The sequence below is a fragment of the Streptomyces sp. NRRL F-525 genome, assembly GCF_000716605.1.
Classification (GTDB): domain Bacteria; phylum Actinomycetota; class Actinomycetes; order Streptomycetales; family Streptomycetaceae; genus Streptomyces.
On the sequence record NZ_JNXE01000001.1, the window covers coordinates 606,734 to 629,208 of the forward strand.

At 69.8% G+C, this 22,475-nt stretch carries 20 protein-coding genes and 1 pseudogene; 12 read left to right on the forward strand and 9 right to left on the reverse strand.

Annotation, left to right across the window (positions count from 1 at the left end; genetic code table 11):
* Positions 1–5: 5 nt before the first annotated feature.
* Positions 6–998, reverse strand: coding sequence for a dihydroxyacetone kinase subunit DhaK (dhaK, locus tag OO69_RS02740; protein WP_033278679.1), 993 nt, complete (start codon positions 996–998; stop codon positions 6–8).
* 258 nt (positions 999–1,256) lie between these two features.
* Positions 1,257–1,880, reverse strand: a complete 624-nt coding sequence (locus OO69_RS02745; protein ID WP_051800723.1) for a hypothetical protein — start codon at positions 1,878–1,880, stop codon at positions 1,257–1,259.
* A 152-nt stretch (positions 1,881–2,032) separates the two neighbouring features.
* On the opposite strand from OO69_RS02745, the gene OO69_RS02750 reads away from it, so the two are divergent.
* The 7 genes from OO69_RS02750 (at position 2,033) to OO69_RS02780 (ending at position 10,407) form a co-directional block, all read left to right on the forward strand.
* Positions 2,033–3,055 (forward strand): LacI family DNA-binding transcriptional regulator, encoded by a 1,023-nt coding sequence (locus OO69_RS02750; protein ID WP_033278680.1) that lies wholly within the window; start codon positions 2,033–2,035, stop codon positions 3,053–3,055.
* Positions 3,056–3,129: 74 nt separating this feature from the next.
* The gene (locus OO69_RS02755) at positions 3,130–4,812 is read left to right on the forward strand and encodes an ABC transporter substrate-binding protein (protein WP_033278681.1); all 1,683 of its coding nucleotides are present in this window, start codon (positions 3,130–3,132) and stop codon (positions 4,810–4,812) included.
* 96 nt (positions 4,813–4,908) lie between these two features.
* The gene (locus OO69_RS02760; protein ID WP_033278682.1) at positions 4,909–5,886 is read left to right on the forward strand and encodes an ABC transporter permease; all 978 of its coding nucleotides are present in this window, start codon (positions 4,909–4,911) and stop codon (positions 5,884–5,886) included.
* A gap of 11 nt (positions 5,887–5,897) precedes the next feature.
* On the forward strand, positions 5,898–6,833 hold the full coding sequence (locus OO69_RS02765) for an ABC transporter permease (protein WP_033278683.1): 936 nt from the start codon (positions 5,898–5,900) through the stop codon (positions 6,831–6,833).
* A 3-nt stretch (positions 6,834–6,836) separates the two neighbouring features.
* Positions 6,837–7,814, forward strand: a complete 978-nt coding sequence (locus OO69_RS02770) for an ABC transporter ATP-binding protein (protein WP_033278684.1) — start codon at positions 6,837–6,839, stop codon at positions 7,812–7,814.
* Positions 7,811–8,863 carry an ATP-binding cassette domain-containing protein gene (locus OO69_RS02775; protein WP_033278685.1) on the forward strand — a complete coding sequence of 351 codons (1,053 nt, stop codon included), beginning with the start codon at positions 7,811–7,813 and terminating at the stop codon, positions 8,861–8,863. Before OO69_RS02770 ends, OO69_RS02775 begins: the two co-directional genes overlap by 4 nt.
* Positions 8,860–10,407 (forward strand): glycoside hydrolase family 32 protein, encoded by a 1,548-nt coding sequence (locus tag OO69_RS02780; protein ID WP_033278686.1) that lies wholly within the window; start codon positions 8,860–8,862, stop codon positions 10,405–10,407. The genes OO69_RS02775 and OO69_RS02780 overlap by 4 nt, the downstream gene beginning before the upstream one ends.
* A 371-nt stretch (positions 10,408–10,778) precedes the next feature.
* Here OO69_RS02780 and OO69_RS02785 read toward each other — a convergent pair whose 3' ends face one another.
* On the reverse strand, positions 10,779–11,750 hold the full coding sequence (locus tag OO69_RS02785; protein ID WP_033278687.1) for a PDR/VanB family oxidoreductase: 972 nt from the start codon (positions 11,748–11,750) through the stop codon (positions 10,779–10,781).
* A 16-nt stretch (positions 11,751–11,766) separates the two neighbouring features.
* Positions 11,767–12,837 (reverse strand): aromatic ring-hydroxylating oxygenase subunit alpha, encoded by a 1,071-nt coding sequence (locus OO69_RS02790; RefSeq protein ID WP_051800724.1) that lies wholly within the window; start codon positions 12,835–12,837, stop codon positions 11,767–11,769.
* Between the two features lie 543 nt (positions 12,838–13,380).
* Here OO69_RS02790 and OO69_RS02795 point away from each other — a divergent pair.
* Positions 13,381–14,784 (forward strand): nucleobase:cation symporter-2 family protein, encoded by a 1,404-nt coding sequence (locus tag OO69_RS02795; protein ID WP_234444312.1) that lies wholly within the window; start codon positions 13,381–13,383, stop codon positions 14,782–14,784.
* A gap of 231 nt (positions 14,785–15,015) precedes the next feature.
* On the opposite strand, the gene OO69_RS02800 is transcribed toward OO69_RS02795, so the two are convergent.
* From OO69_RS02800 to OO69_RS02815, 5 genes and pseudogenes are all read right to left on the reverse strand, one after another.
* On the reverse strand, positions 15,016–15,486 hold the full coding sequence (locus OO69_RS02800) for a nuclear transport factor 2 family protein (protein ID WP_234444313.1): 471 nt from the start codon (positions 15,484–15,486) through the stop codon (positions 15,016–15,018).
* A complete protein-coding gene (locus OO69_RS02805) occupies positions 15,483–15,758 on the reverse strand; it encodes a hypothetical protein (protein WP_033278688.1) in 276 nt (91 codons plus the stop codon). The genes OO69_RS02800 and OO69_RS02805 overlap by 4 nt, the downstream gene beginning before the upstream one ends.
* Positions 15,755–15,893, reverse strand: a pseudogene (locus OO69_RS52850) (phage holin family protein); the annotation flags it as partial. The pseudogene OO69_RS52850 and the gene OO69_RS02805, both read right to left, overlap by 4 nt.
* A 66-nt stretch (positions 15,894–15,959) precedes the next feature.
* A complete protein-coding gene (locus OO69_RS02810) occupies positions 15,960–17,720 on the reverse strand; it encodes a thiamine pyrophosphate-dependent enzyme (protein ID WP_033278689.1) in 1,761 nt (586 codons plus the stop codon).
* A gap of 36 nt (positions 17,721–17,756) precedes the next feature.
* Positions 17,757–19,325 (reverse strand): FMN-binding glutamate synthase family protein, encoded by a 1,569-nt coding sequence (locus tag OO69_RS02815; RefSeq protein ID WP_106970949.1) that lies wholly within the window; start codon positions 19,323–19,325, stop codon positions 17,757–17,759.
* Positions 19,326–19,548: 223 nt separating this feature from the next.
* Here OO69_RS02815 and OO69_RS02820 point away from each other — a divergent pair, with 223 nt between their 5' ends.
* The 4 genes from OO69_RS02820 to OO69_RS02835 all read left to right on the forward strand — a co-directional run bounded on the left by OO69_RS02820 (position 19,549) and on the right by OO69_RS02835 (position 22,456).
* The gene (locus OO69_RS02820; protein WP_033278691.1) at positions 19,549–19,893 is read left to right on the forward strand and encodes a hypothetical protein; all 345 of its coding nucleotides are present in this window, start codon (positions 19,549–19,551) and stop codon (positions 19,891–19,893) included.
* A gap of 52 nt (positions 19,894–19,945) precedes the next feature.
* Entirely contained in the window at positions 19,946–20,911 is a 966-nt protein-coding gene (locus OO69_RS02825) for an LLM class F420-dependent oxidoreductase (RefSeq protein ID WP_033278692.1), read from the forward strand.
* Positions 20,912–20,918: 7 nt separating this feature from the next.
* Positions 20,919–21,590, forward strand: coding sequence for an HAD family hydrolase (locus OO69_RS02830; protein WP_033278693.1), 672 nt, complete (start codon positions 20,919–20,921; stop codon positions 21,588–21,590).
* A gap of 293 nt (positions 21,591–21,883) precedes the next feature.
* A complete protein-coding gene (locus tag OO69_RS02835; RefSeq protein ID WP_033278694.1) occupies positions 21,884–22,456 on the forward strand; it encodes a TetR/AcrR family transcriptional regulator in 573 nt (190 codons plus the stop codon).
* The last annotated feature ends 19 nt before the right edge of the window (positions 22,457–22,475 follow it).

The following is a 22,475-nucleotide window of genomic DNA, read 5'->3' on the forward strand; positions in this document are numbered from 1 at the left end:
CCGGGTCACATGCCCCAGCGCAGCCCCGGCGTCCTCACCGGCGCGTCCCACAGCCGCAGCAGTTCCTCGTCGATCTGGCACAGGGTGACCGAGGCACCCGCCATGTCGAGGGACGTGACGTAGTTGCCGACCAGTGTGCGGGCGACGGCGACGCCGCGCTCGGCGAGCACCCGGTGGACCTCGGCGTTGAAGCCGTAGAGCTCCAGGAGCGGGGTCGCGCCCATGCCGTTGACCAGGACCAGGACCGGGTTGCGCGGCGACATGTCCTCGAGGATCGCGTGGACGGAGAAGTCGGCGATCTCCCCGGAGGTCATCATCGCCCGCCGCTCGCGGCCCGGCTCGCCGTGGATACCGACGCCCAACTCCAGCTCGCCCGGCGGGAGATCGAAGGTGGGGCTGCCCTTGGCGGGGGTGGTGCAGGCGCTCAGCGCGACACCGAAACTCCGCGAGTTCTCGTTGACCTGCTTGGCGATCGCGGCGACCCGGTCCAGCGGCTGCCCCTCGGCCGCGGCGGCGCCGGCGATCTTCTCCACGAACAGCGTCGCCCCGGTGCCGCGCCGCCCCGCGGTGTAGAGGCTGTCGGTGACGGCGACATCGTCATTGACCAGCACCTTGGCGATCTGGATGCCCTCGTCCTCGGCGAGCTCGGCCGCCATGTCGAAGTTGAGGACGTCCCCGGTGTAGTTCTTCACGATGAAGAGAACCCCGGCCCCGCTGTCCACAGCGGCCGCGGCCCGCACCATCTGATCGGGCACCGGCGACGTGAACACCTCACCGGGACAGGCGGCCGACAGCATCCCTGGCCCGACGAACCCCCCGTGCAACGGCTCATGCCCCGACCCCCCACCGGAAACCAGCCCCACCTGCCCGGCCACGGGAGCGTCCCGCCGCACGATCACCCGGTTCTCGACGTCCACGGTCAACTCGGGATGAGCGGCCGCCATGCCTCGCAGCGCGTCCGTGACCACGGTTTCCGCGACGTTGATCAGCATCTTCATGGGTACCTCCTGGCGAGACTGGCAAATGGCTCTCTGACCTGTGTCTGTGCTGGTCAGATGGGTTCCGTCGGTTTTCGGTATTGGCGGTCCGGGGTGGTCCGTGGCGGTCTGGAGCGGGTTCTGGCGGGGCTGATGCTGACCTAATGCTGACTTTGGTGACGGGGTGTCAGGTCTCTGGAGTTGGCCGGGCGAGGGCGGCTGGAACGTCCTTGCGACAAGTATCGACCTTGCGGCAGTGAAGGTCACGGGCTGGGACGGTCATGGGGTGCCTGGGGCTGTTCTGCCGGCTCCGCTCTGTGGCAGGTCGCAGGGGGTGGCGGCCGGTGCGAGCAGGGGAGGGTGTTCGGGGTCGACGAACACGGTGACCTGCTCGCGGGCCTTGGCTAGGTGGTCCTCGATGCGGGTGCCGCCGGGCTGGCGTATTGAGTGCCGGGGAGCCGGTGTGCAGGCCGCGCTCTCCCGCCCGGTGGCGGCGAGTTCCTCGTCGGTCCACTGCCAGTTGGCCGCGCTGCCGGCGTAGAAGGTGTGGGGGCGGGTCGGGTCGACGCCGGAGGCGGTGGGGCAGGCCCGGAAGAGGATGCCGAAGAATCCCTGGAGAGGCGCCCGAGGAAGCGGGCGGGTGCGGATGCCGAGCCAGGCGAGAGCGACGGCGGTGTTGGCCCGGCCGGCGCAGGGCAGAGCGCGCAGCGCGAGTCCATCGGAGCTGGACCGGACGGGCTCGGTGAAGGCGCCGGCGACGCACGCGCCGAGGACGGTAACGCTGCTGAGGGGCTGAGGGGCTGAGGGGCTGAGGGGCTGAGGGGCTGAGGGGCTGAGGGGCAGGGGGATCGGGCCACAGTGACTGTCCGCCTCCCCCAGGGAGAACGCGAGCGCGAACGGCACCCGGAACCAGTGGCCTGATGCGCCCCTTGCGTAGGTATTGACATGCCACTCAAGACGGACGTAACTTCCCTGCCACAAGGAAGTAACGCGCGTTACTAAAGCGCGAAACCGGAAGCGTCGTCTCGTCTCCGGTTGGCCGAAAGGGACTGGAAGTGGCCACGAACAAGTCGCATCGCGTGACCATGAGCGATGTGGCCCGCCGCGCGGGTGTCTCGCGGACCACGGTCTCCTTCGTCCTCAATGACAAGCCCGGCGCCGTGATCCCCGAGGAGACCCGTCGGCGGATCCTGGACGCGATCGACGCGCTCGGGTACCGGCCCAACGCCGGGGCGCGGGCGCTGGCAGCGAACCGCAGCGGATGGTACGGGCTGATCACCGAGATCGTGACCGGCCCGTTCGCGGGGGAGGTGATCACGGGCGCGCAGAGCCGCGCCTGGAGCGACCGGAGGTTCCTGCTGATCGCCGCGAGCGAGGGCGATCCCGCCCAGGAAGCCGCCGCGCTCGATCAGATGCTGGAGCACCGGGTGGAAGGGCTGCTGTACGCCACGACCTGGCACCGCGCCGTCACGCTCCCCAAGGCCGCCCGGGAGGTGCCGACGGTGCTCGTCAACTGCTTCGACGTGGAAGGGGAGTTGCCGTGCATCCTGCCCGACGAGGTGTCGGGCGGATACAAGGCGACCCGCCGACTCCTCGACGCCGGTCACACCCGCATCGGGTTCATCAACCTCGACCCGGCGATCCCGGCCGCCATCGGCCGGCGCGAAGGATACGAACGTGCCCTCCGCGAGGCCGGGATCACCCCCGACCCCTCCCTCGTCGTCCCCGGCTGGGCGACCGCCGACAGCGCCTACACCGCCGCCGGTGAACTGCTGGACCGTCCGTCCGGCGACCGGCCGACCGCGCTGTTCTGCGGCAACGACCGGATGGCGATGGGCGCGTACGACGCGATCAAGGAACGTGGGCTGCGCATCCCGCACGACGTGGCCGTGGTGGGGTTCGACAACCAGGAACTCATCGCCGCCTATCTGCGGCCGAAGCTGACGACGCTCGCCCTGCCCTTCGAGGCCATGGGCACCAAGGGCATCGACATGCTCGCCGCTCTCGCAGCGGGGCAGCCGCTCGACACCCGTCAGGTGACGATCGACTGCCCGCTGCTCGAACGCTCGTCGGTCTGACTGCGAATCAGTCCGCCGAGTAATCCCGTCCCGTCTTCGCCCTGTGTGTTGAAGAGAGGAAAAGAGTCTCCATTATGGCACCCTCCCGCATACCTTCACGGCGGCCCCGAGCCGTCCTGAGAGCGGTCACCGCGACCGCCGCCGTGGCCCTGGTCCTGTCCGCCTGTACGAATGGCTCGGGCACCGCCGGCGCCGGTGACACCTCCGGCAACCAGCTGCTCACCATCCCGCGCGAGGATCTGGCGACGTTCACGCGCAACTTCAACCCGCTCTCCCCGCAGGCCGCCCCGATGACCCTCCAGTCGGTCTACGAGCCGTTGGTGGTGCACAGCATGGCCGACGCCAAGGACACGCCGTGGCTTGCCACCAAGTGGGAGCAGGCCAAGGACGGCAAGTCCCTCACCTTCACGCTGCGCGACGGCGTCAAGTGGTCGGACGGCCAGGCGCTCACCGCCGACGACGTCGTCTACACCTTCGGGCTCCAGAAGAAGGTGCTGGGCGGCTTCGACTACCTGGACAAGGTCACCGCGGTCGACGCCCACACGGTGAAGTTCTCCTTCAGCAAGGCGTATTCGACCGCCTTCTACGAGATCAGCGGGCACTACATCCTGCCGAAGCACATCTGGTCCAAGGTGAAGGACCCGGCGAAGTTCACCAACCCGAACCCGGTCGGCACCGGCCCGTACACCAAGATCGAGAAGTTCCAGAGCCAGTCGTACGAGCTGCTCAAGAACCCCGACTACTGGCAGCCCGCGAAGCAGCGGATCGCCGGCATCCAGATGCTCGCCTTCTCCGGCAACGACAGCGCCAACCTCGCCTTCACCAACGGTGAGGTGGACTGGACGCAGTCGTTCATCCCGGACATCGAGAAGTCCTTCGTCGCCAAGGACAAGAAGCACAACCACTACTGGTTCCCGGCCACCGGCGCCATGATCAACTGGCAGCTGAACACCACCAAGGCGCCGTTCAACGACCCGGCCGTGCGCAAGGCGCTCAGCATGGCCGTCGACCGCGACCAGATCACCAAGGTCGCGATGAACGGCTACGCCGAACCCGCCGACTGCACGGGCCTGGCCCGCACGTACGACAAGTGGCGTGACACCTCGCTGGCCGCCTCCTGCACCTGGACGAAGTACGACGCCGCCGCGGCGGCCAAGGCCCTCGACGCGGCCGGCTACCAGGAGAGCGGCGGCAAGCGGAAGCTGAAGAACGGCAAGAACTTCACGCTCGACATCTCCGTCGGCTCCGCCTCCTCCGACTGGATCTCGGTCGCCAACATCATCAAGCAGGACCTGGCGAAGGTCGGCATCACCGCCACCGTGAAGACGCCCGACTGGGCGGCGGTGCAGTCGTCGTACAACACAGGCACCTTCGACACCGGCATCGTGTGGAGCAACAACGGCGCCACGCCGTACGAGTACTTCCGCGGCGTGATGTCGACCAAGATGCTCCAGCCGGTCGGCAAGCAGGCCACCGAGAACTACCACCGCTTCGGCGACAAGAAGGCCGACAAGCTCATCGACGCCTTCGCCGCCGCCACGGACGAGAAGACGCAGGCCGAGCAGATGAACGGCCTGCAGGAGCTGTACGACGAGGACGCGCCCGTCGTCCCGCTGTTCACCGGCCCCGAGTGGGGCGCGTACACGGACGCCCGCTTCACCGGCTGGCCCACCGAGGAGAACCCGTACGCCACCCTCGGCAACCGCAACGCCAGCACGGTCCTCGTGCTCACCTCGCTGAAGCCCGTAAAGAGCTGACGCCGCCCGCGGACCGGCGGCCGCCCTCCTCCCCGGACGGCCGCCCCCGCGCACCGAGCCACACGTTCCCCCCCCCATCGACAGGGAGCACGACCCGTGCGTCTGATCCTGCGCAACCTGGGGTTCTATCTGCTCGCCTTCTGGGCCTCCATCACCCTGAACTTCGTTCTCCCGCGCTTCATGCCGGGCGACCCGGTCTCCCGGATGTTCGCGCAGGCCCAGGGCACCATGCAGCCCGACCAGATAGCCCAGTTGCGGAAACTCTTCGGTCTCGACAACCGCCCTCTCTGGGAGCAGTACGTCTCCTACGTCAAGAGCGTCTTCACCGGCGACCTCGGCATCTCCATCTCCCGTTTCCCGACCCCGGTCTCCGACGTGATCGGCGCGCAGATCGGCTGGACCCTGCTCCTCGGCGGTGTCGCGCTCGTCATCGCCGCCGTGCTCGGCAACCTGCTCGGCATCGTCGCCGCCTGGCGGCGCGGCGGCGTCCTCGACTCCGCCTTCCCGCCCCTGCTGATCTTCGTCGGCTCGTTCCCGTACTTCTGGCTGGCCATGGGCGCGCTGTACCTGTTCGGGGTGAGCCTCGGCTGGTTCCCCATGCGGCACGCCTACGACGTCGGACTGACCCCTGCCTTCAACGCCGAGTTCCTCTCCAATGTCGCCACCCACCTGGTGCTGCCGGCGCTGACCATCGTGCTGGTCTCCATCGGCGGCTGGATGCTCGGCATGCGCAACACCATGATCGCCACAGCGGCCGAGGACTACATCACGATGGCCGAGGCGAAGGGGCTCAGCCCCGCGCGGATCATGTTCCGCTACGCCGCCCGCAACGCGCTGCTGCCCTCCGTCACCAACTTCGGCATGGCACTCGGCTTCGTCGTCGGCGGCGCCCTGCTCACCGAGGTCGTGTTCGCCTACCCCGGCATCGGCTACCAGCTGCTGATGGCCGTCCAGGGCCTGGACTACCCGCTGATGCAGGGCATCTTCCTGACGATCACGGCGGCCGTGCTGATCGCGAACTTCCTCGTCGACCTCGTCTACGTCCGCCTCGACCCGCGCGTCCGCGTCCGCTGAGGAGGGCCGACATGACCGCCATCGACATCGACATCGCCACGGCCACCACGCCGACGGCCCCCTCGCGTGCTTCCCGCCGGCGCGGACTGCTGCGCCAACTCATCGACAGCAAGAAGGCGTTGAGCGGGCTGATCCTGCTCGCTCTCTTCGCCCTGCTCGCCCTGTTCGCACCCGTGCTGGCACCCGGCGACCCGTCGTTCATCAACTCCACGGGCAGCCAGGCCCCTTCGGCCGCGCACTGGCTCGGTACGACCGCCAAGGGGCAGGACGTGCTCGCCCTCACCCTGTGGGGTGCGCGCAGTTCCCTCTTCGTCGGGTTCACCGTGGGGCTCGTGGCGACCGTGGTCGCCATCGTCGTCGGCCTCGCGTCCGCGTACTTCGGCCGTGTCGTCGACGACGCGCTGACCCTGGTCACCAACATCTTTTTGCTGCTGCCCGGGCTGCCGCTGCTCATCATCCTGGCCGCGTTCCTGCCGCCCGGTACCTCCACTGTGATCCTGGTCCTCGTCGTCACCGGCTGGGCGGGCTCGGCCCGGGTCCTGCGCGCGCAGGCCAAGTCGATCCGCGGCAAGGACTTCGTGGCCGCGGCCGTCGTCACGGGGGAGCGCCCGCTGCGGATCATGTTCCGCGAGATCCTGCCCAACATGGCGTCCGTGGTGATGACCACGCTGCTCGGCTGCGTGATCTTCGGCATCGGCGCCCAGGCCGGCCTGGAGTTCCTCGGCCTGGGCGACAGCAGCGTCGTCAGCTGGGGCACCAACCTGTACTGGGCCAGCAACGACGGCGCGCTGATGACCGGAGCGTGGTGGGCCTTCGTCCCCTCCGGACTGTGTATCGCGCTCGTCGCCTTCGCCATCGCGCTGGTCAACTACGCGGTCGACGAGATCACCAACCCCCGGCTGCGCAACCGCCGTGCCGGCCGTGCCCGCCGTGAGAGGAGGGGCTGAGCCATGGAACCCGTACGTGAACCCGTACTTGAGGTGAACGGCCTCCGTGTCGAATACCGCGGCGACGGACGCACCGTCGTGGGCGCCGACGACGTCTCCTTCTCGATCGGCGCCGGAGAGATCTTCGGCCTCGCCGGAGAATCCGGCTGCGGCAAGTCGACCATCGCCAACGCGGTGATGCGCCTGCTCAAGCCCCCGGCGGAGATCACCGCGGGCAGCATCCGTTTCCAGGGCCGCGACGTACTCGCCCTGGACGCACGGGAGTTGCGCGCCTTCCGGTGGCGGGAGATCGCCATGGTCTTCCAGTCCGCGATGAACTCGCTCAACCCCGTCCTGACCGTCGGCGAGCAGATCGTCGACATCTTCACCACCCACGAGAAGATGAGGAAGCGGGCCGCGCGGGAGCGGGCCGGCGAGCTGCTCCAGCTGGTCGGCATCGACCCGGGACGGCTGAAGGCGTACCCGCACCAGCTCTCCGGCGGTATGCGCCAGCGCGTGGTCATCGCCATGGCCGTGGCCCTGAAGCCAAGGCTGCTGATCATGGACGAGCCGACCACCGCGCTCGACGTGGTCGTGCAGCAGGAGATCATGGCGCAGATCCGCGACCTCCAGCGGGAGTTGGGCTTCTCCATCCTCTTCATCACCCACGACATCTCCCTGATGATCGAGCTCTCGGACCGCATGGGCGTGATGTACGGCGGACGGATCGTCGAACTCGCGGGCGCCAAGGACCTGTTCGCGGGACCGCTGCACCCCTACACCGAGGCGCTGATGAACGCCTTCCCGCCACTGACAGGCCCGCGCCAGGAGCTCACCGGCCTCTTCGACGCCCCGCGCACCGCCGACAGTTGCGGCTTCCACGTCAACTGTCCCGAGGACCGCTCGGACTGCTCCATGAACATCCCCGACCTGCGCGAGATCGTGCCCGGCCGCTGGGTGGCCCGCAGCGAGGCCCGCAACACGCAAGGAGCCTCCCGATGACCGAACCCCTGCTGTCCGTACGGGGGTTGACCAAGGACTTCCAGGTCGGCACCGTCTTCTCCCGGCGCCGCGTCCGAGCCGTCAACGACGTCTCCTTCGATCTCCCCGCCGGCAAGATCACCGCCCTGGTCGGCGAGTCCGGCAGCGGCAAGTCCACCATCGCCCGCTGCCTCGCCCGCCTCGAACAGCCCACGTCAGGTGAGGTGTTGCTGGACGGCGAGAACATCCTGCGCACCGAACGGCGCCGGGCGTCACGGGCGTACCGCCGCAAGGTCCAGATGGTCTTCCAGGACCCCTTCGGCTCACTCAACCCCGTCCACCGCATCGAGCACTTCCTGACCCGGGCCCTCGTCCTGCACGGCCACTCCGCCACACCGGAGGCGCTGCGCGAACTGGTGGAAACGGTCGGCCTGACCGAGGACATGCTCCAGTCCTACCCGCACGAACTCTCCGGCGGCCAGCGTCAGCGCGTCTCCATCGCCCGCGCGCTGGCGGTGGATCCGCGCCTGGTCCTGGCCGACGAACCGACGTCGATGCTCGACGTCTCCGTACGCGTCGGCGTGCTCAACCTGATGCGACGCCTGCGCGACGAGCGGAACATCGCCATGCTCTACATCACGCACGACCTGGGCTCCGCCCGCTACCTCGCCGACACCACGATGGTCATGTTCGCCGGCGAACTCGTCGAGGGCGGCGACGCGTTGGCCGTGATGGACGCCCCCGCCCACCCCTACACCCGCCTGTTGCTGTCCGCCGTACCCGACCCCGAACGGGCCCTCGGCTACGACCCCGTCGAGCGCGCCAGGCTCCGCGAGGCGATCCTCAACCCCACGTCCTGCCCCTACGGCGACGACGGCACGTGCAGCCGCACCGAGCCCGTCCGCCACATCGTCGGCGAAGACGACGGCCAGCCCCACTGGGTGCGCTGCCACCTGCGCGCACCCGCCTCCGACACCGCCCGCCGCGTCCTGAAGGCCACGGACCGGTCGGATGACGAGGCCACCGACGCCACCGACGCCACCGAGAAAGCGGAGACCACCGCCGCATGACCCACGACCTCACCCTCCCCTCCGGCAGCCACACCGCCGAGGGTCTGGCCGAACGCGCACCGCACGACCCCCACCGACCCCGCTTCCACTTCACCTCGCCCGGCGGCTGGCTCAACGACCCCAACGGGCTGAGCCACTGGAACGGCGTCTACCACCTCTTCTACCAGTACAACCCGCTCGCCGCCGCCCACCACCGCATCCACTGGGGCCACGCCACCAGCACCGACCTCGTCCACTGGGCCGACGAACCGGTCGCCCTCGTCCCCGGCACCACCGGCCCCGACCGCGACGGCTGCTGGTCCGGTGTCGTGGTCGACGACGGCGGTGTGCCCACGCTCGTCTACTCGGGCAGGCACGGCGAGCGTGAACTCCCGTGCGTGGCCAGGGGATCGGCGGATCTGAGGTACTGGACCAAGGACCCGGCCAACCCGGTCATCACCGCCCCGCCCGAGGGCATCGACATCACGGCTTTCCGCGACCACTGCGTCTGGCGGGAGGGCGAAGTGTGGCGGCAGCTGGTGGGCTCGGGCATCCGAGGCGTCGGCGGAACGGCCTTCCTGTACGAGTCCGACGACCTGCGCAGCTGGCGCTACGTCGGCCCCCTGCTGACGGGTGACGCCTCGCGGAACCGGGGCGAACTCGACTGGACGGGCACGATGTGGGAGTGCGTCGACCTCTTCCGGCTCGGCGAGGACGAGGAGGCCGGCAAGGAGGAGACCGGCGGCACCGACGCACTGGTCTTCTCCGCCTGGGACGAGGGCACCACCCACCACCCCCTCTACTGGACCGGCCGCTACCGGGGCGACACCTTCACCCCGACCGCCCTCCACCGCCTCGACTACGGCGGCCGCTACTTCTACGCCCCCCAGTCCACCCGCGACGAGTACGGCCGCCGCGTCATGTTCGGCTGGCTCCAGGAGGGCCGGACGGACGAGGCGAACGCGCGGGCCGGTTGGTGCGGCGTGATGTCCCTGCCGAGGGTCGTCACACTTGCCGCGGACGGCGGCCTGCATCAAGCCCCGGTACGGGAGTTGACCGGGCTGCGGCGAGAGCGCGTAGAGGTGGCTCCGGGCCGGCTGGCCGCCCCGTACACCCAACTGCCCGCCGTGCGCGGGGACCAGCTGGACATCGAGACGACCCTGCGTCTCGCTCCCGGAGCGACCGCCCGGCTCGTGCTCCGCGAGACACCGGACGGCGCGGAACGCACCGTGGTGGAGGTGAGCAGGGCACCCGACGGAGCGAGCGGCAGGCTCCGCCTGCGCCGCGAGACGAGCAGCCTCGACCCGACGGTCGACACCGAACCCCGGTACGGCGAGCTGCCGTTGGACCCCGACGGCCGGGTCGACCTGCGCGTCCTCGTCGACCACTCCGCACTGGAGATCTTCGCCAACGGGCGTGCCCTGACAGCCCGCGTCTACCCCACCCGCCCGGACGAGGCCGTGGGCGTCGGTATCGGTGCCGACGGCGACGTGGCCCTGGAGCGGTTCGACGCCTGGCGGATGGCATCGGCCTTCACCGACGGACCCCGGCCGCTGTGGCCGTGACCGACTTACACCCGGCTACGGCCCGAGGGGCGGATGTCCCCCGGGGCCGTGGCCCACTCTTCCCCTCCGGGACTCGTGTGTGGGGCTGTGGCGCACTGCGGCTGGCTTCGGCTTCCTCGGAAAGAAGAGCCGCCGTCCGCGACGGGGTAGTCGATTCCGGCTCCGTGAAGGGCCTGTACTTCGCCAAGTTGCCCTGATCCTTGGCCTGCTGCAGAACTCGGCGTACACCCGCACCCCCTATCAACTGGCCCAGCCGATCGAGGAGATCACCAGCGAGTTCACGGCGAAGAAGATCGCGCCGCGCATGCGCCGGAAGGAGACGCGGTACCAGATCGGCGACCCGGATGTGATGGCCGAACAGTACGGAGAGATCAGAGTCCCAGGACGAGTTCGGGGCTGCGGGCCCGGGAACAGCAGATGGTCAGCTGGGTATTCGCGGCCCGTTCCTCGTCCGTCTGGACCTCGTCGCGGTGATCGGGTTCGCCGGCCAGGACGGGGGTGAGGCAGGCGCCGCACATGCCCTGCTCGCAGGAGAGCTCGACCTCGACGCCGTTGGCGGTGAGGACCTCGGCGATGGTCATCTCGGCCGGTACGGGGTAGCTGTCGCCGGTGCTGGCGACGCGGACGCGGAACTCGCCGTCGGTCACGGGGTCGGGTTCGCGGGCGACCGGGGCGAACCGTTCGAGGTGGAGCTGGTCGGCGCGCCAGCCCGCGGCACCGGCCTGGTCGGTCACGTGGGTCATGAAGCCGTCCGGGCCGCAGATGTATACGAGTCCCGTCGGATCCGGTGTCCGCAGGTCGGCGGGCAGTGCGGTGCGCACGCTGTCGCCGGTCCGGCTGTGGTGGACGACCACGCGGTCGGCGAAGGCGCCGGCCCGGGCGCGTTCCAGCAGGGGTGCGTCGTGCTCGTCGGACGTGTAGTGGTGCAGGACGAAGTCGGCCCTACGGCTGTGCAGTTCCTCCGCCATGGACAGCAGCGGGGTGATGCCGATGCCGCCCGCGACGAGGACGTAGCGCTGGGCCGGTAGGAGCGGGAAGAGGTTGCGCGGGGCGGAGATCCGCAGTTGCTGGCCGACCGTGATGTCGCGGTGCACGGCTGTGGAGCCGCCGCGGCCGGTGTCGTCCCGGCGCACGCAGATGACGTAACGGCCGCTGTCCTGAGGGGAGTTGAGGAGTGAGTACTGGCGGATCAGGGATGTGCCCAGGTGGACGTCGATGTGCGCGCCGGCCTCGAACGCGGGGAGTGGCGCGGCCGGGTCTGCCGGGCGGAGTTCGTAGACGCGGCTGGTGCCCGAAGCGCTCGCGAGGGAGATGGAATGGACGATGGCGTCGAGAGTGGTCATTGCGTGTTGCCCCGCCCTACGCCGTGAAGAAGTGGCTCAGGCCGAGGTCGCGCAGGCCGCGGCGGTAGGCGATGGAGCTGCGGTCGGCGGGGATGTGGACTTCGAGTTTGGGGTCGAGGGGGAGGTTCTCGGGTTTCTGGATCTCGACGACGGCACGGTCCTCCTCGAAGACCGTGCGGTTGAAGTCGTATACGGCCTGGACGGGCTGGCCGGTGTCGAAGTTGCGGGCGATGGGCGCGAACATGCGGGTCTGGCGGGCGGAGACGGGGGAGGCGGCGTTCATGATGTTGAGGAGTCCGCCGTCGGGGAAGTGCACGACGAGGGTGGCGGTGAAGGGGAGGTGGACGTCGAAGTGGCGTAGCCACTGGAAGCCGGGCGGGGCCTCCTTGGTGCCGTGGGGGTAGTTGCTGACGGTGCTCCAGTAGTCGACGGAGTGGCCGTACTGGTGGCGGACCGGGGTGTAGTCGGGGACCTCGGTGTTGTTCGGGTCGCCGAAGGAGTCGAGGTGGACGAAGCCGAAGTGGGCGACGTCGAGGAAGCCCTCGACCTGGCGGCCGGCGAAGGCGGCGATGTCGATCCAGGGGCAGGTGATCTGCTGGAAGCCCGCCTCGTCCCAGTGCGCCATGGCCGGGATGACCGGGGCCGCGTCGGGTTCGGGGCGGAGGCAGGTCCACACCAGGCCGTAGCGCTCGACGGCCGGGTAGCTGCGCAGGTTGAGGCGGGCGGGGATCTTGGACGCGGGGTGTGCGGGTACGTCGGTGCAGCGGCCGCCCGCGCCGAAGCGCAGGCCGTGGTAGGCGCAGCGGATACCGGTGCCGTCGCCGGCGCCGTAGCCCCTGCCGAGCGGGACGCCGCGGTGCGGGCAGATGTCGTTGGCGACGACGAGGTGGCCGTCGGCGCGGTAGACGACGAGGGTTTCGTCGAGGAGGCGTACGGAGAGCGGCTCGTCGCCGATCTCGGTCGAGAGCGCGACCGGGTACCAGTGCTGGGCGAGGATCGCCCAGTCGTCGGGGTCGAAGGTGCACTCGCGGGGCAGCACGACGGGGGCGGCCTGCGTCGGGACAGGCCGGGGCGCGACGGTGGTCATGGGAGAAGGACCTCTAACGGGAACGCGGCCCGGCGGCGTGCGGAGAGCGGCCGGGCTCGGGAACGGTCGGGGGAAACCGGGGGAGGGCTCGCGGCGGCGTCAAGTAGGCGAACTGCTCGGGCAGTTCAGGCGCGGAAGCCCTCAGGGGCGCCTGGCACACCGTGGGCGACACGGCCCCGCGTCCACGCCGACTGGTGGACACGGCAACGGAGATCGGCGCAACGCCCGGGTACGAGAGTCATGGCGCCACCTCCTTCAGGGTGTCCGGTTTCCTGCGTTCTTGAGAGTGACGGTGACGCATCGCCGTATCGCGTCCGTTCCGCCGTTGTTAACAGTCGATGTCCGGGAGTGGAGGGCGATCGCGAGCGTCGAGCCACAGCAAAAGCAACACCACTGTTCGGCTACGGAAACGCGAACGAAACGACATCAACAAAAAGTTTGACCCGCTGAACTGGCTTCTGCTCTACGGCCCTTCGCCTTTCGCCGTGGCGCGGCCTCACGCGCTTCTCTCTCCAAGCTCGGCTTCGCCTCCGGAGGCTCCCTGTGTCCCAGGCCCCTGACGCGCCCGCGTCCACCGACAAACCCGCCCGACACCCGGTCGACGAGATCCTCCCCGTCGGGCGGCTCGGACTGCTCGGTCTGCAGCACGTGCTCGTCATGTACACCGGCTGCGTCACCGTCCCGCTGGTCTTCGGCGCGGCGGCCAAGCTGGACACCTCGACCATCGGGCTGCTGATCAACGCCGACCTGCTGGTGGCCGGCCTGGTGACGATGCTTCAGGCGCTCGGCATCGGCAGGATCCTGGGCGTGCGGCTGCCGGTCGTCGCGGGCGCTACCTTCACCGCCGTGACCCCGATGATCCTGATCGCGGGCGAGTACGGCATGCAGGCGGTCTACGGCTCGATGATCGCCGCCGGTGTCTTCGGGCTGCTGGTCTGTGTGCCGTTCGCGCGGGCGGTCAGGTTCTTCCCGCCGCTCGTCAGCGGGTCGGTGATCACCGTCATCGGGCTCTCCCTGATAGGGGTCGCGGCGGGCCTGATCGCCGGGCAGGACGCCACAGCCAAGGACTACGCGGCGCCCAGCCACCTGGCGCTCGCCGGTGGAATCGTGCTGCTGATCGTTCTCGTCAACCGCTTCACAAGAGGCTTCGTCGCCCAACTCGGTGTGCTGCTGGGCCTGGTGGTCGGCACGCTGGTCGCGGTCCCCATGGGCCTGACGGACTTCTCCTCCGCGAAGGGCGCCGACTGGTTCGGGCTCGCGGCGCCGTTCCACTTCGGCGCCCCGCACTTCCCGATCGCCGCCGTCATCTCCATGTGCGTGGTGATGCTGGTGACGTTCACCGAGTCCACCGCCGACATGCTCGCCGTCGGCGAGATGACCGGCCGTCCCCTGAGCAAGGCCGACCTCGCCCGCGGCCTCGCCGGTGACAGCGTCTCCGGCATCTTCGCGGGCGTCATGAACGGCTTCGTGGACACCGTGTTCGCCCAGAACGTCGGCCTGGTCGGCATGACCAAGGTCCGCAGCCGCTACGTCGCCGCCGTCGCCGGAGGCATTCTCGTCGTCCTCGCGCTCATCCCCAAGCTGGGCGAGATCGTCGCCTCCCTGCCGGGACCGGTGATCGGAGCAGCCGGACTGGTCATGTTCGCCACCGTCACCGCGGTCGGCATCAACACCCTGCGCAAGGTGGAGTTCGAGGGCACCAGCAACCTGCTCATCGTCGCCGTGTCCATAGGCATCGGCATGCTCCCCGTCGCGGCCCCGACGATCTACCACGCCTTCCCGACCTGGGTCCAGATCATCGGCGGCAGCGCCATCACCAGCGCGACCCTCGCCGCGTTCCTGCTGAACCTGCTCTTCAACCACACGCCGGGCCGGAGGAAGCCCGGACTGGAACCGGAGCCGGGCCCGGCCAAGACGCCCGCCCCCGACCCGGCGCCGGCCACCTGAGCCCGCCACCACAGCAGCGGTCATCGGTCATCAGCCGAGGCGCCGGGTACACGCCCGCTCCCGGCGAACACCGGCGTGTGGACGCCGAGTTCGCGGAGGAGCCCCGCCCGGGCAGGTGCCGTAGAACGCGCCCGGCGCGGCTTGAGGACCGCGTGGTCGTACGGCCCCAGCCGCTGCGGTCGGCCCGACAGGAGCAGCCCGGGCCGCGACCGCATGGGCGCGCCGGTCTCGTCACGCCTTGCCGCCGAAGAAGACCTGCACCTCCTGGATGAGCCCGTCCCGGACAGTGATCGCCTCGATGTTGCGATACCTGCCGCCCGTCGTGAGCTCGAACTCGTAGTAGGCGAAGACGAGTTCTTCGTCTGCCGGGGTGACGTGCAGCAACTGCTGCTCCGTGAACCGGTCCGCGGTCGGGAAACACCGCTCGAAGAAGGCCGACTTGTCGATGTGATCGTCCTGCGGACTCGTGAACGTGAAATCGCCGACGTAGAGCGGGAAGGCCGCGTCGCGGTCCTGCGACCTGTAGTACTGAAACGCCGCTTCTACGACGGCTGTCGGGTCGTCGGTCATTCGGGCTCCCCGGTCGGACGGCTGGCCCCGTTCCGCCACCGTACAACTGCCGGTCAGCCGACGGATGGCGGTGGCGTTGGGGGTGTCCTCGGCATGGCAGGGTGGTCCGTAAGCGATCTTGCTCGCCTTCATCGGTGCTTCCTGGAGCGGCGGATGAGCAGCAGAGCGATGAGCGCACCGGCCGCGACGAGCAGCGGGGCGCGGTTGGCCCGTGCCGCCCGCAGACCCTGGCCGGCCTTCTCGCGTACCGGCTCCGGGGCCCTGTCCCGCACCACATGGACCACGTGGGATGCCCTGTCCCGGAGTTGGGCCTGGGCCTGTGCCGTCCTCTCCTCGGCCGGCGCACGCAGTCGGTCCGTGGCGGGCGTCGCCTCATCGCCGGTGTGCGGCTTGTCCTGGGTCATCGGTGTGCCCTCTCTCTGATCTCGGCTAGGTCGGCCTTGACGCTGTCGATGGTCCGTTCCGGTGCCGGCGGCCAGGGCGCCGGTGACGATCAGTGCGGCCGCCCATACATTCACCACGAGCGAGAGCGCTGCGATCAACCGGCCTTCTCCGGTGACCTCGAGGTTGGAGTGGGCCAGGCCGTCGTCCCACCGCGCCCGTGATCAGTGCTGGGTTTCGTCGCCGTGGCTGCGCAGGAGTTCCTTCATCTTGGCGACGGCGAAGCCCCAGCCCTGTTCGACGGTGGGTTTGGCGGGTACGGCGATCTCGTCCGGGTTGGTGAGGACGTCGAGGAGGACGGGGCCGGCGGTCGCGAAGGCGCGGCGTACGGCGTCGTCGAGGTCGGCGGGGTCGGTGACGCGGATGCCGGTGATGCCCATGGCGGTGGCGACGGCGGCGAAGTCGGGGTTGTCCAGGACCGTACCGAACTCGGGGAGTCCCGCCTGCTCCTGTTCCAGCTTGACCATGCCGAGGCGACGGTTGTCGAAGACGACGAGTTTGACCGGCAGTTGGTAGGACTTGAGGGTCATGAGGTCGCCGAGGAGCATGCTCAGGCCGCCGTCGCCGCAGAACGCGACGACCTGGCGGTCCCGGTCCAGGTACTGCGCGCCGAGCGCCTGCGGCATCGCGTTGGCCATGGAGCCCAGGTTGTAGGAGCCGATCAGTCGACGTGTCCCGCGCATCTCGACGAACCGGGAGAGCCAGACGGTGGCCATTCCGGTGTCCGAGGTGAAGATCGCGTCGTCGGTGGCGCTGCGGTCCACGGCGGCGGCCAGTGCCTCCGGGCGGATGCCGTGCTCGCGGTTGTCCAGCGCGGAGCGGACCTTGCCGACCAGGCTCGTGTCGTGTGCGGGATCGGCGAGCCGTGCCTGGCTCTCACGCCAGCTCAGGAAACGCTTCCGTCCTTCGTCCAGGTGTCCGCGGTCGCGTGCGCCGCCCAACTCGCCCGGCTCGGCGGCCAGTTGGCCGAGCAGGTCGCGGACGGTGGCACCCACGTCGCCGACCAGGCCGAGGTCCACGGGGACACGGCGTCCGATGTGCGCGGGCTCGGTGTCGACCTGGATGACCGTGCGGCCCTCGGGATACCAGTCGCGATAGGGGAAGTCGGTGCCCAGCAGGAGCAGGGTGTCCGCCGACCGCATGGCTCCGGCTGCCGCCGGGTTGCCGATCAGACCGGTCTGGCCGACCTGGAAGGGGTTGTCGCCCTCGAAGCCCTCCTTGGCCTTCAGCGTCAGCACCATCGGCGCCGCGAGGCGGTCCGCCAGCGCGAGGACGTCCTCGCGGGCGGCGCGGGCGCCCTGCCCGACCAGCAGGGTGATCCGGTCCGCGGCGGAGAGGAGGTCGGCGGCCCGTCGTACGGCGGACGCCTCGGGGCGGGTGGTGGGTGTGGTGAGGGAGAAGCGGGCGGGACGGTCGTGGTGCAGTTCGCGGTCGCCGAGGTCGCCCGGCACGGTGAGGACCGCGACGCCCTTGTGGCCCAGGGCGTTGCGCACCGCCGTCTCCAGGAGCTGCGGCAGCTGGTCGGGGTCGGTGATGGTCGCGCGGAAGACCGCCACGTCACGGAAGAGCAGGTCGTTGTCGACCTCCTGGAAGGCGTCGCTGCCCAGTTCGGACAGGGGGACCTGGCCGGCGACGGCCAGGACGGGCGTACGGCTCTTGGCCGCGTCGTAGAGGCCGTTGAGGAGGTGGACGGAGCCGGGGCCGACCGTGCCCATGCACACCCCGAGGCGGTCGGTGAGCTGGGACTGGGCGCTCGCGGCGAAGGCGGCGGCCTCCTCGTGGCGGCAGCCGACCCACTCCACGTCGTCGGTGGTGCGGATGGCGTCGGTGAGGGGGTTGAGCGCGTCTCCCACGACGCCGAACACCTGGCGGACGCCGAGTTCGCTCAGGGCGTCCACGATGACGCGGGCGACGGTTCGTGCCACGGATTCCTCCAGGTCGGATCGTTAAGCGGGTGCGGGTCAGATGGTGAAGTGGTCGGGGTCGGCGGCCTTCCAGTCGGCGGCCCAGTCCGCCGGGGGCTCGACCAGTAGTTGGCCGGGGGAGAGCCAGTCGTAGAGCACGTCGTAGGAACGGACGGTCTGCGGGTCGATACGACGGCGCAGCATGTGCGGCCTGAGCTGGGCGGGGTCGGTGACGCCCATGGAGGCCATGATCTGCAACGCGCTGCCTACGGTGGCCTCTTGGAGGCGACGCACGCGTGCGGCCTTGTCTCCGACGTCCAGTGCGCGGGCCCGGCGCGGGTCCTGGGTGGTGACGCCGACGGGGCAGGTGTTGGTGTGGCAGCGCTGGGCCTGGATGCAGCCGACCGCGAACATCATGGCGCGGGCCGCGTTGCCGTAGTCGGCGCCCTGGATCAGGCGTTTGACGAGGTCCGTCCCGGTGGCGATCTTGCCGCTCGCGCCGATCCGGATCCGGTCCCGCAGGCCCGCGCCGACCAGCGCGTTGTGGACGGTCGTCAGACCCTCGGTGAGCGGGGTGCCGACGTGGTCGGCGAATTCGAGAGGCGCGGCGCCCGTGCCGCCCTCACCGCCGTCGACGATGATGAAGTCGGGCGCGGTGCCCTCCTCGATCATCGCCTTGCACACCGCGAGGAACTGCCGACGTGAACCCGGGCACAGCTTGAAACCGGCAGGCTTGCCGCCGGACAGCTCCCGCATCCGCGCGATGAAACGGACCAGTTCACGAGGCGTGGAGAACACCCGGTGATACGGCGGTGAGATGACCGTCTGCCCTTGGGGGACGTCCCGCACCCGGGCGATCTCGGCGTTCACCTTGGCCCCGGGCAGCACCCCACCGATACCGGGCTTGGCCCCCTGCGACAGCTTCAGCGACACGCACTTGACGCTCTCGCCGGACGCCTTCTCGGCGAACTCGCCGGGATCGAAGTCCCCGTCCCGGGTCCGGCAGCCGAAGTAGCCGGTGCCGATCTCCCAGACCAGGTCGCCACCCGGGCGCAGGTGGTACTCCGACAGCCCGCCCTCACCGGTGTCGTGCGCGAAACCGCCCGCCGCGGCGCCCTGGTTGAGCGCGAGCACGGCGTTGGCGGAGAGCGAGCCGAAGCTCATCGCGGAGACGTTCAGCAGCGCCATGTCGTACGGCCGGGTGCAGTCCGGGCCGCCGATCCGTACCCGTGGCGGGTTCTCGGGCACCGGGCGCGGAGCCATCGAGGGAACCAGGTACTCGTATCCCGCCTGGTACACGTCACGCTCGGTGCCGAACGGCTCCTCGGCGGCGGTGCCCTTGGCCCGCTCGTAGACGATGCTGCGGATGTCCCGGTCGAAGGGGCGGCCGTCGAAGTTCCGCTCGACGAAGTACTGCTGGAGTTCCGGGCGGATGCGTTCCAGCAGGAAGCGGGCGTGCCCGAGCACCGGATAGTTCCGCAGCACCGAGTGCCGCCGCTGGACCAGATCCCACATACCGATCACGCCTAGCGCGGCGAGCGGCGCCGCGGCCGTCCACCACCAGGGCGACACCGTCACGGCCGCGGCCGCAGCCGCGAGGGCGGCGGCCACGACCACCGCGATCATTCCGATTCTCAGCACAGCCCCCGGGTAACCCGCCCGGCCCGTCTCATGCGGACCGGGTGTGTCACGGTCCGGCCCCCCAGGTCAGAGGCGTCGAGGTCGGATTTGTCGTCGGCCGTCGGGGTACCCGGCTCTGACACCAACTCCGTGCGAGGAAGAGAGAACGCCGGAAACACAGGGGGCCGAAACCCTCGGTGTCCCGTCGTTCGGAAGGAGAGTGAGCTCGATGGCCACCGTGTCCCTCACGGCAGCGTCCAAGGAGGACGCCGCCACTGTTTTCGGCGTCCTGCGGATGGCGTTCCCGACCGACCGTTCCCTCGACGACATGGCCCAGGAGCAGCCGGGCGACCACTCCGCCGTGTGGACCGCGGAGTTCGAGCCGGCCCGGGAGCGGATTCCGACCGATCCCGTTCCGCTGGACAGCTCGGTCTCCGCCACGCTCCAGGGCGCCTACGCCGCCGTGGACCAGCTGTTCGAGGCTCTGAGCACGGCGTTCGCCGTGGACCACTGGGGCGCGGCGTCAGGAGGCCGGGAGAAGGAGGTCGGTCTGCGGCTCACGACGAAGTGCTGACGGGACGGGAAACCGTCCCTGCGAGAGTCCGACCCACGAGGAGATGCGCGCCATGGTGAAGATCGGGTACACGATGATGACCGAGCAGGCCGGTCCACGGGAGCTGGTGGGCCATGTGGTCGGCGCCGAGCGCGCCGGTTTCGACTTCTCCGTCACGTCCGACCACTACTTCCCCTGGCTGGAGTCCCAGGGCCACGCCTCCTACGCGTGGAGCGTGCTCGGTGCCGCCGCGCAGGCCACCGAACGCATTCCCCTGATGACGTACGTGACGTGCCCGACGACCCGCTACCACCCGGCGGTCGTCGCCCAGAAGGCCGCCACGCTCCACCTCCTGTCCGAGGGGCGGTTCCGCCTCGGTCTCGGCTCCGGGGAGAACCTCAACGAGCATGTGGTGGGCGGCGGTTGGCCCGCCGCACATGTCCGGCTCGCGAGGCTGGAGGAGGCCGTGGAGATCATCCGCGCACTCCTCGCGGGCGAGAACGTCAACCACCACGGTGCGCACTTCGACGTGGAGAACGCCAAGTTGTGGGATCTGCCCGAGACGCCGCTACCGATCGGTGTCGCCGTCTCAGGCGACAGCTCCTGCGAACTCGCGGGCCGACTCGCCGACTTGCTCATCGCCACTGAACCCAGGCCGGAGTTGACCTCCGCGTTCGACGGTTACGGCGGCGCGGGCAAGCCCAAGGTCGGCCAGCTGCCCATCTGCTACGACACCGACCGCGACGCGGCGATCGCCCGCGCCCACGACCAGTTCCGCTGGTTCGCCGGCGGCTGGCCGGTCAACTCCGAACTCCCCGGCCCCGCCGCCTTCGAGGGCGCCACCCAGTTCGTACGCCCGGAGGATGTGGCCGAGTCGATTCCCTGCGGCGACGACGTGCAGGCGGTCGTCGAGGCCGTACGGCCTTATGCGGACGCGGGGTTCACCGAGGTCGCGCTCGTCCAGATCGGCGGCGGGCACCAGGAGCCGTACCTGGAATGGGCCGAACAGAAGCTGCTGCCCGCCCTCCGCGAACTGTGAGCCTGTGATGACCACGAAACGCGCCGCGATCTTCGACGTCGACGGAACCCTCGTCGACACCAACCACCTCCACGTCGTCACCTGGTGGGAGGCGTTCAGGCAGGGCGGCCGGCGCGTCCCCATGCGGGAGATCCACCGGGCCGTGGGCCTCGGCGGCGACGACCTGATCGAGCATCTGCTCGGCAAGGACCGCGACCGTGAGGCCGACGAGCGGTTCGTCGCGGCCCATCACGCCCTCTACGCCACGTACTTCGAGCGGCTCCCGGTGCTGGACGCGGCGGGCGACCTGCTGCGCGCACTGGCCGGGCGGGGCTGGACGATCGTCCTCGCGACCTCGGCGAGCGGCGCGGAACTGGCCGCGCTGCGCCGCGCGATCGACGCGGACGACGTCATCCTCGGGGCGGCGAGCGCGGACGACGTCGCCGACGGCAAACCCGCCCCCGATCCCGTCCAACAAGCCAGGAAACTCGCGGGTGTTCCGAGCGAGCGAGCCGTGTTCGTCGGCGACGCCGTCTGGGACATGAAGGCCGCCGTACGGGACGGAGCGGTCCCGGTGGCGGTGCTGTCCGGCGGGATTCCGCGCAGGGATCTGGAGGCGGCCGGCGCCCGCGCCGTGTACCGGGATACCGCGGACCTCCTCGGACACCTGGACTCCAGCGTTTTCGCCGACATGGAGTGACCAGAGGCCGAAGGGGCGCGGGGAGAGCCGGAGGTGAGTACGGCGCCGTCCTGGGGCGGGCGGTCTTGACCTTCAACGCCCCCATCGGGTTCCCGATCGTCATTCTGCCGACTCCGAAGTGGGGCGCCGCCCCCGTGGCCGGAAAGCGCTGACCGCCCGCCGTTCGGGTTGAGCTCGGGGGCGATCAGGGGATACTTTCGATACGCAACGGTAGCGTATCGAAAGTGGGGCGGTCACTCTTGACCGAGGCATCGAGTGGGTCGCGTAACGGCGGGGCGGACGCGGCGGTCGGCATGGGTCGGCCGCGGGATGCCCGTCGGGATGTGGCGATCTTGGAGGCGACCTTGTCGCTGCTGACGGAGCTCGGGTACGAGCAGTTGTCGATCGAGGCGGTCGCGGGGCGGTCGGGGGTCGCCAAGACGACGATCTACCGTCGCTATCGGGACAAGGCCGCCCTGGTTGCCGCGGCGGTGGACTATCGCTCGCATGCCACCCCGCCCGCGCCTGCCGCGGCCGACCTGCGGGCGAACCTGCTCGCGCTCGCCGGGTGGCTGGCCCGGGAGATCGCTGAGCAGGAGATCGGACTGCTCGGGGCGCTGTTCGCGGGGATGCGTGGGGACCCGCGGCTTGCCGAGGAGATGCGTCGAATCCTGCGCCGGGACGAGGCGGCGATGACTGATGAGCCGTTCCGCAAGGCGATCGGGGACGGCGAGCGGTTGACGCCCCGGGCCGCCGAGCTCTTCGCCGAGATCGCTCCGGCGGTCATCGTGCACCGGGTGGTCGTCGCGGGCGAGCCGTGCGATGAGCGCTTTGTCGAGCACCTCGTCGACGACATTCTTCTGCCGTTGCTGCTTGAGGGCTGCTGAGGCATACCAATTCCGTGCG

Excerpts from the sequence above, each read along its gene's own strand:
- OO69_RS02790 (WP_051800724.1), bottom strand. The coding sequence starts at position 12,837 with ATGACCACCGTCGCGCCCCGGCCTGTCCCGACGCAGGCCGCCCCCGTC.
- OO69_RS02825 (WP_033278692.1), top strand. The coding sequence starts at position 19,946 with ATGGTGAAGATCGGGTACACGATGATGACCGAGCAGGCCGGTCCACGG.
- OO69_RS02830 (WP_033278693.1), top strand. The coding sequence starts at position 20,919 with ATGACCACGAAACGCGCCGCGATCTTCGACGTCGACGGAACCCTCGTC.
- OO69_RS02775 (WP_033278685.1), top strand. The coding sequence starts at position 7,811 with ATGACCGAACCCCTGCTGTCCGTACGGGGGTTGACCAAGGACTTCCAG.
- OO69_RS02805 (WP_033278688.1), bottom strand. The coding sequence starts at position 15,758 with ATGACCCAGGACAAGCCGCACACCGGCGATGAGGCGACGCCCGCCACG.
- dhaK (WP_033278679.1), bottom strand. The coding sequence starts at position 998 with ATGAAGATGCTGATCAACGTCGCGGAAACCGTGGTCACGGACGCGCTG.
- OO69_RS02785 (WP_033278687.1), bottom strand. The coding sequence starts at position 11,750 with ATGACCACTCTCGACGCCATCGTCCATTCCATCTCCCTCGCGAGCGCT.
- OO69_RS02770 (WP_033278684.1), top strand. The coding sequence starts at position 6,837 with ATGGAACCCGTACGTGAACCCGTACTTGAGGTGAACGGCCTCCGTGTC.
- OO69_RS02780 (WP_033278686.1), top strand. The coding sequence starts at position 8,860 with ATGACCCACGACCTCACCCTCCCCTCCGGCAGCCACACCGCCGAGGGT.
- OO69_RS02820 (WP_033278691.1), top strand. The coding sequence starts at position 19,549 with ATGGCCACCGTGTCCCTCACGGCAGCGTCCAAGGAGGACGCCGCCACT.
- OO69_RS02765 (WP_033278683.1), top strand. The coding sequence starts at position 5,898 with ATGACCGCCATCGACATCGACATCGCCACGGCCACCACGCCGACGGCC.
- OO69_RS02835 (WP_033278694.1), top strand. The coding sequence starts at position 21,884 with ATGGGTCGGCCGCGGGATGCCCGTCGGGATGTGGCGATCTTGGAGGCG.
- OO69_RS02815 (WP_106970949.1), bottom strand. The coding sequence starts at position 19,325 with ATGATCGCGGTGGTCGTGGCCGCCGCCCTCGCGGCTGCGGCCGCGGCC.
- OO69_RS02800 (WP_234444313.1), bottom strand. The coding sequence starts at position 15,486 with ATGAAGGCGAGCAAGATCGCTTACGGACCACCCTGCCATGCCGAGGAC.
- OO69_RS02755 (WP_033278681.1), top strand. The coding sequence starts at position 3,130 with ATGGCACCCTCCCGCATACCTTCACGGCGGCCCCGAGCCGTCCTGAGA.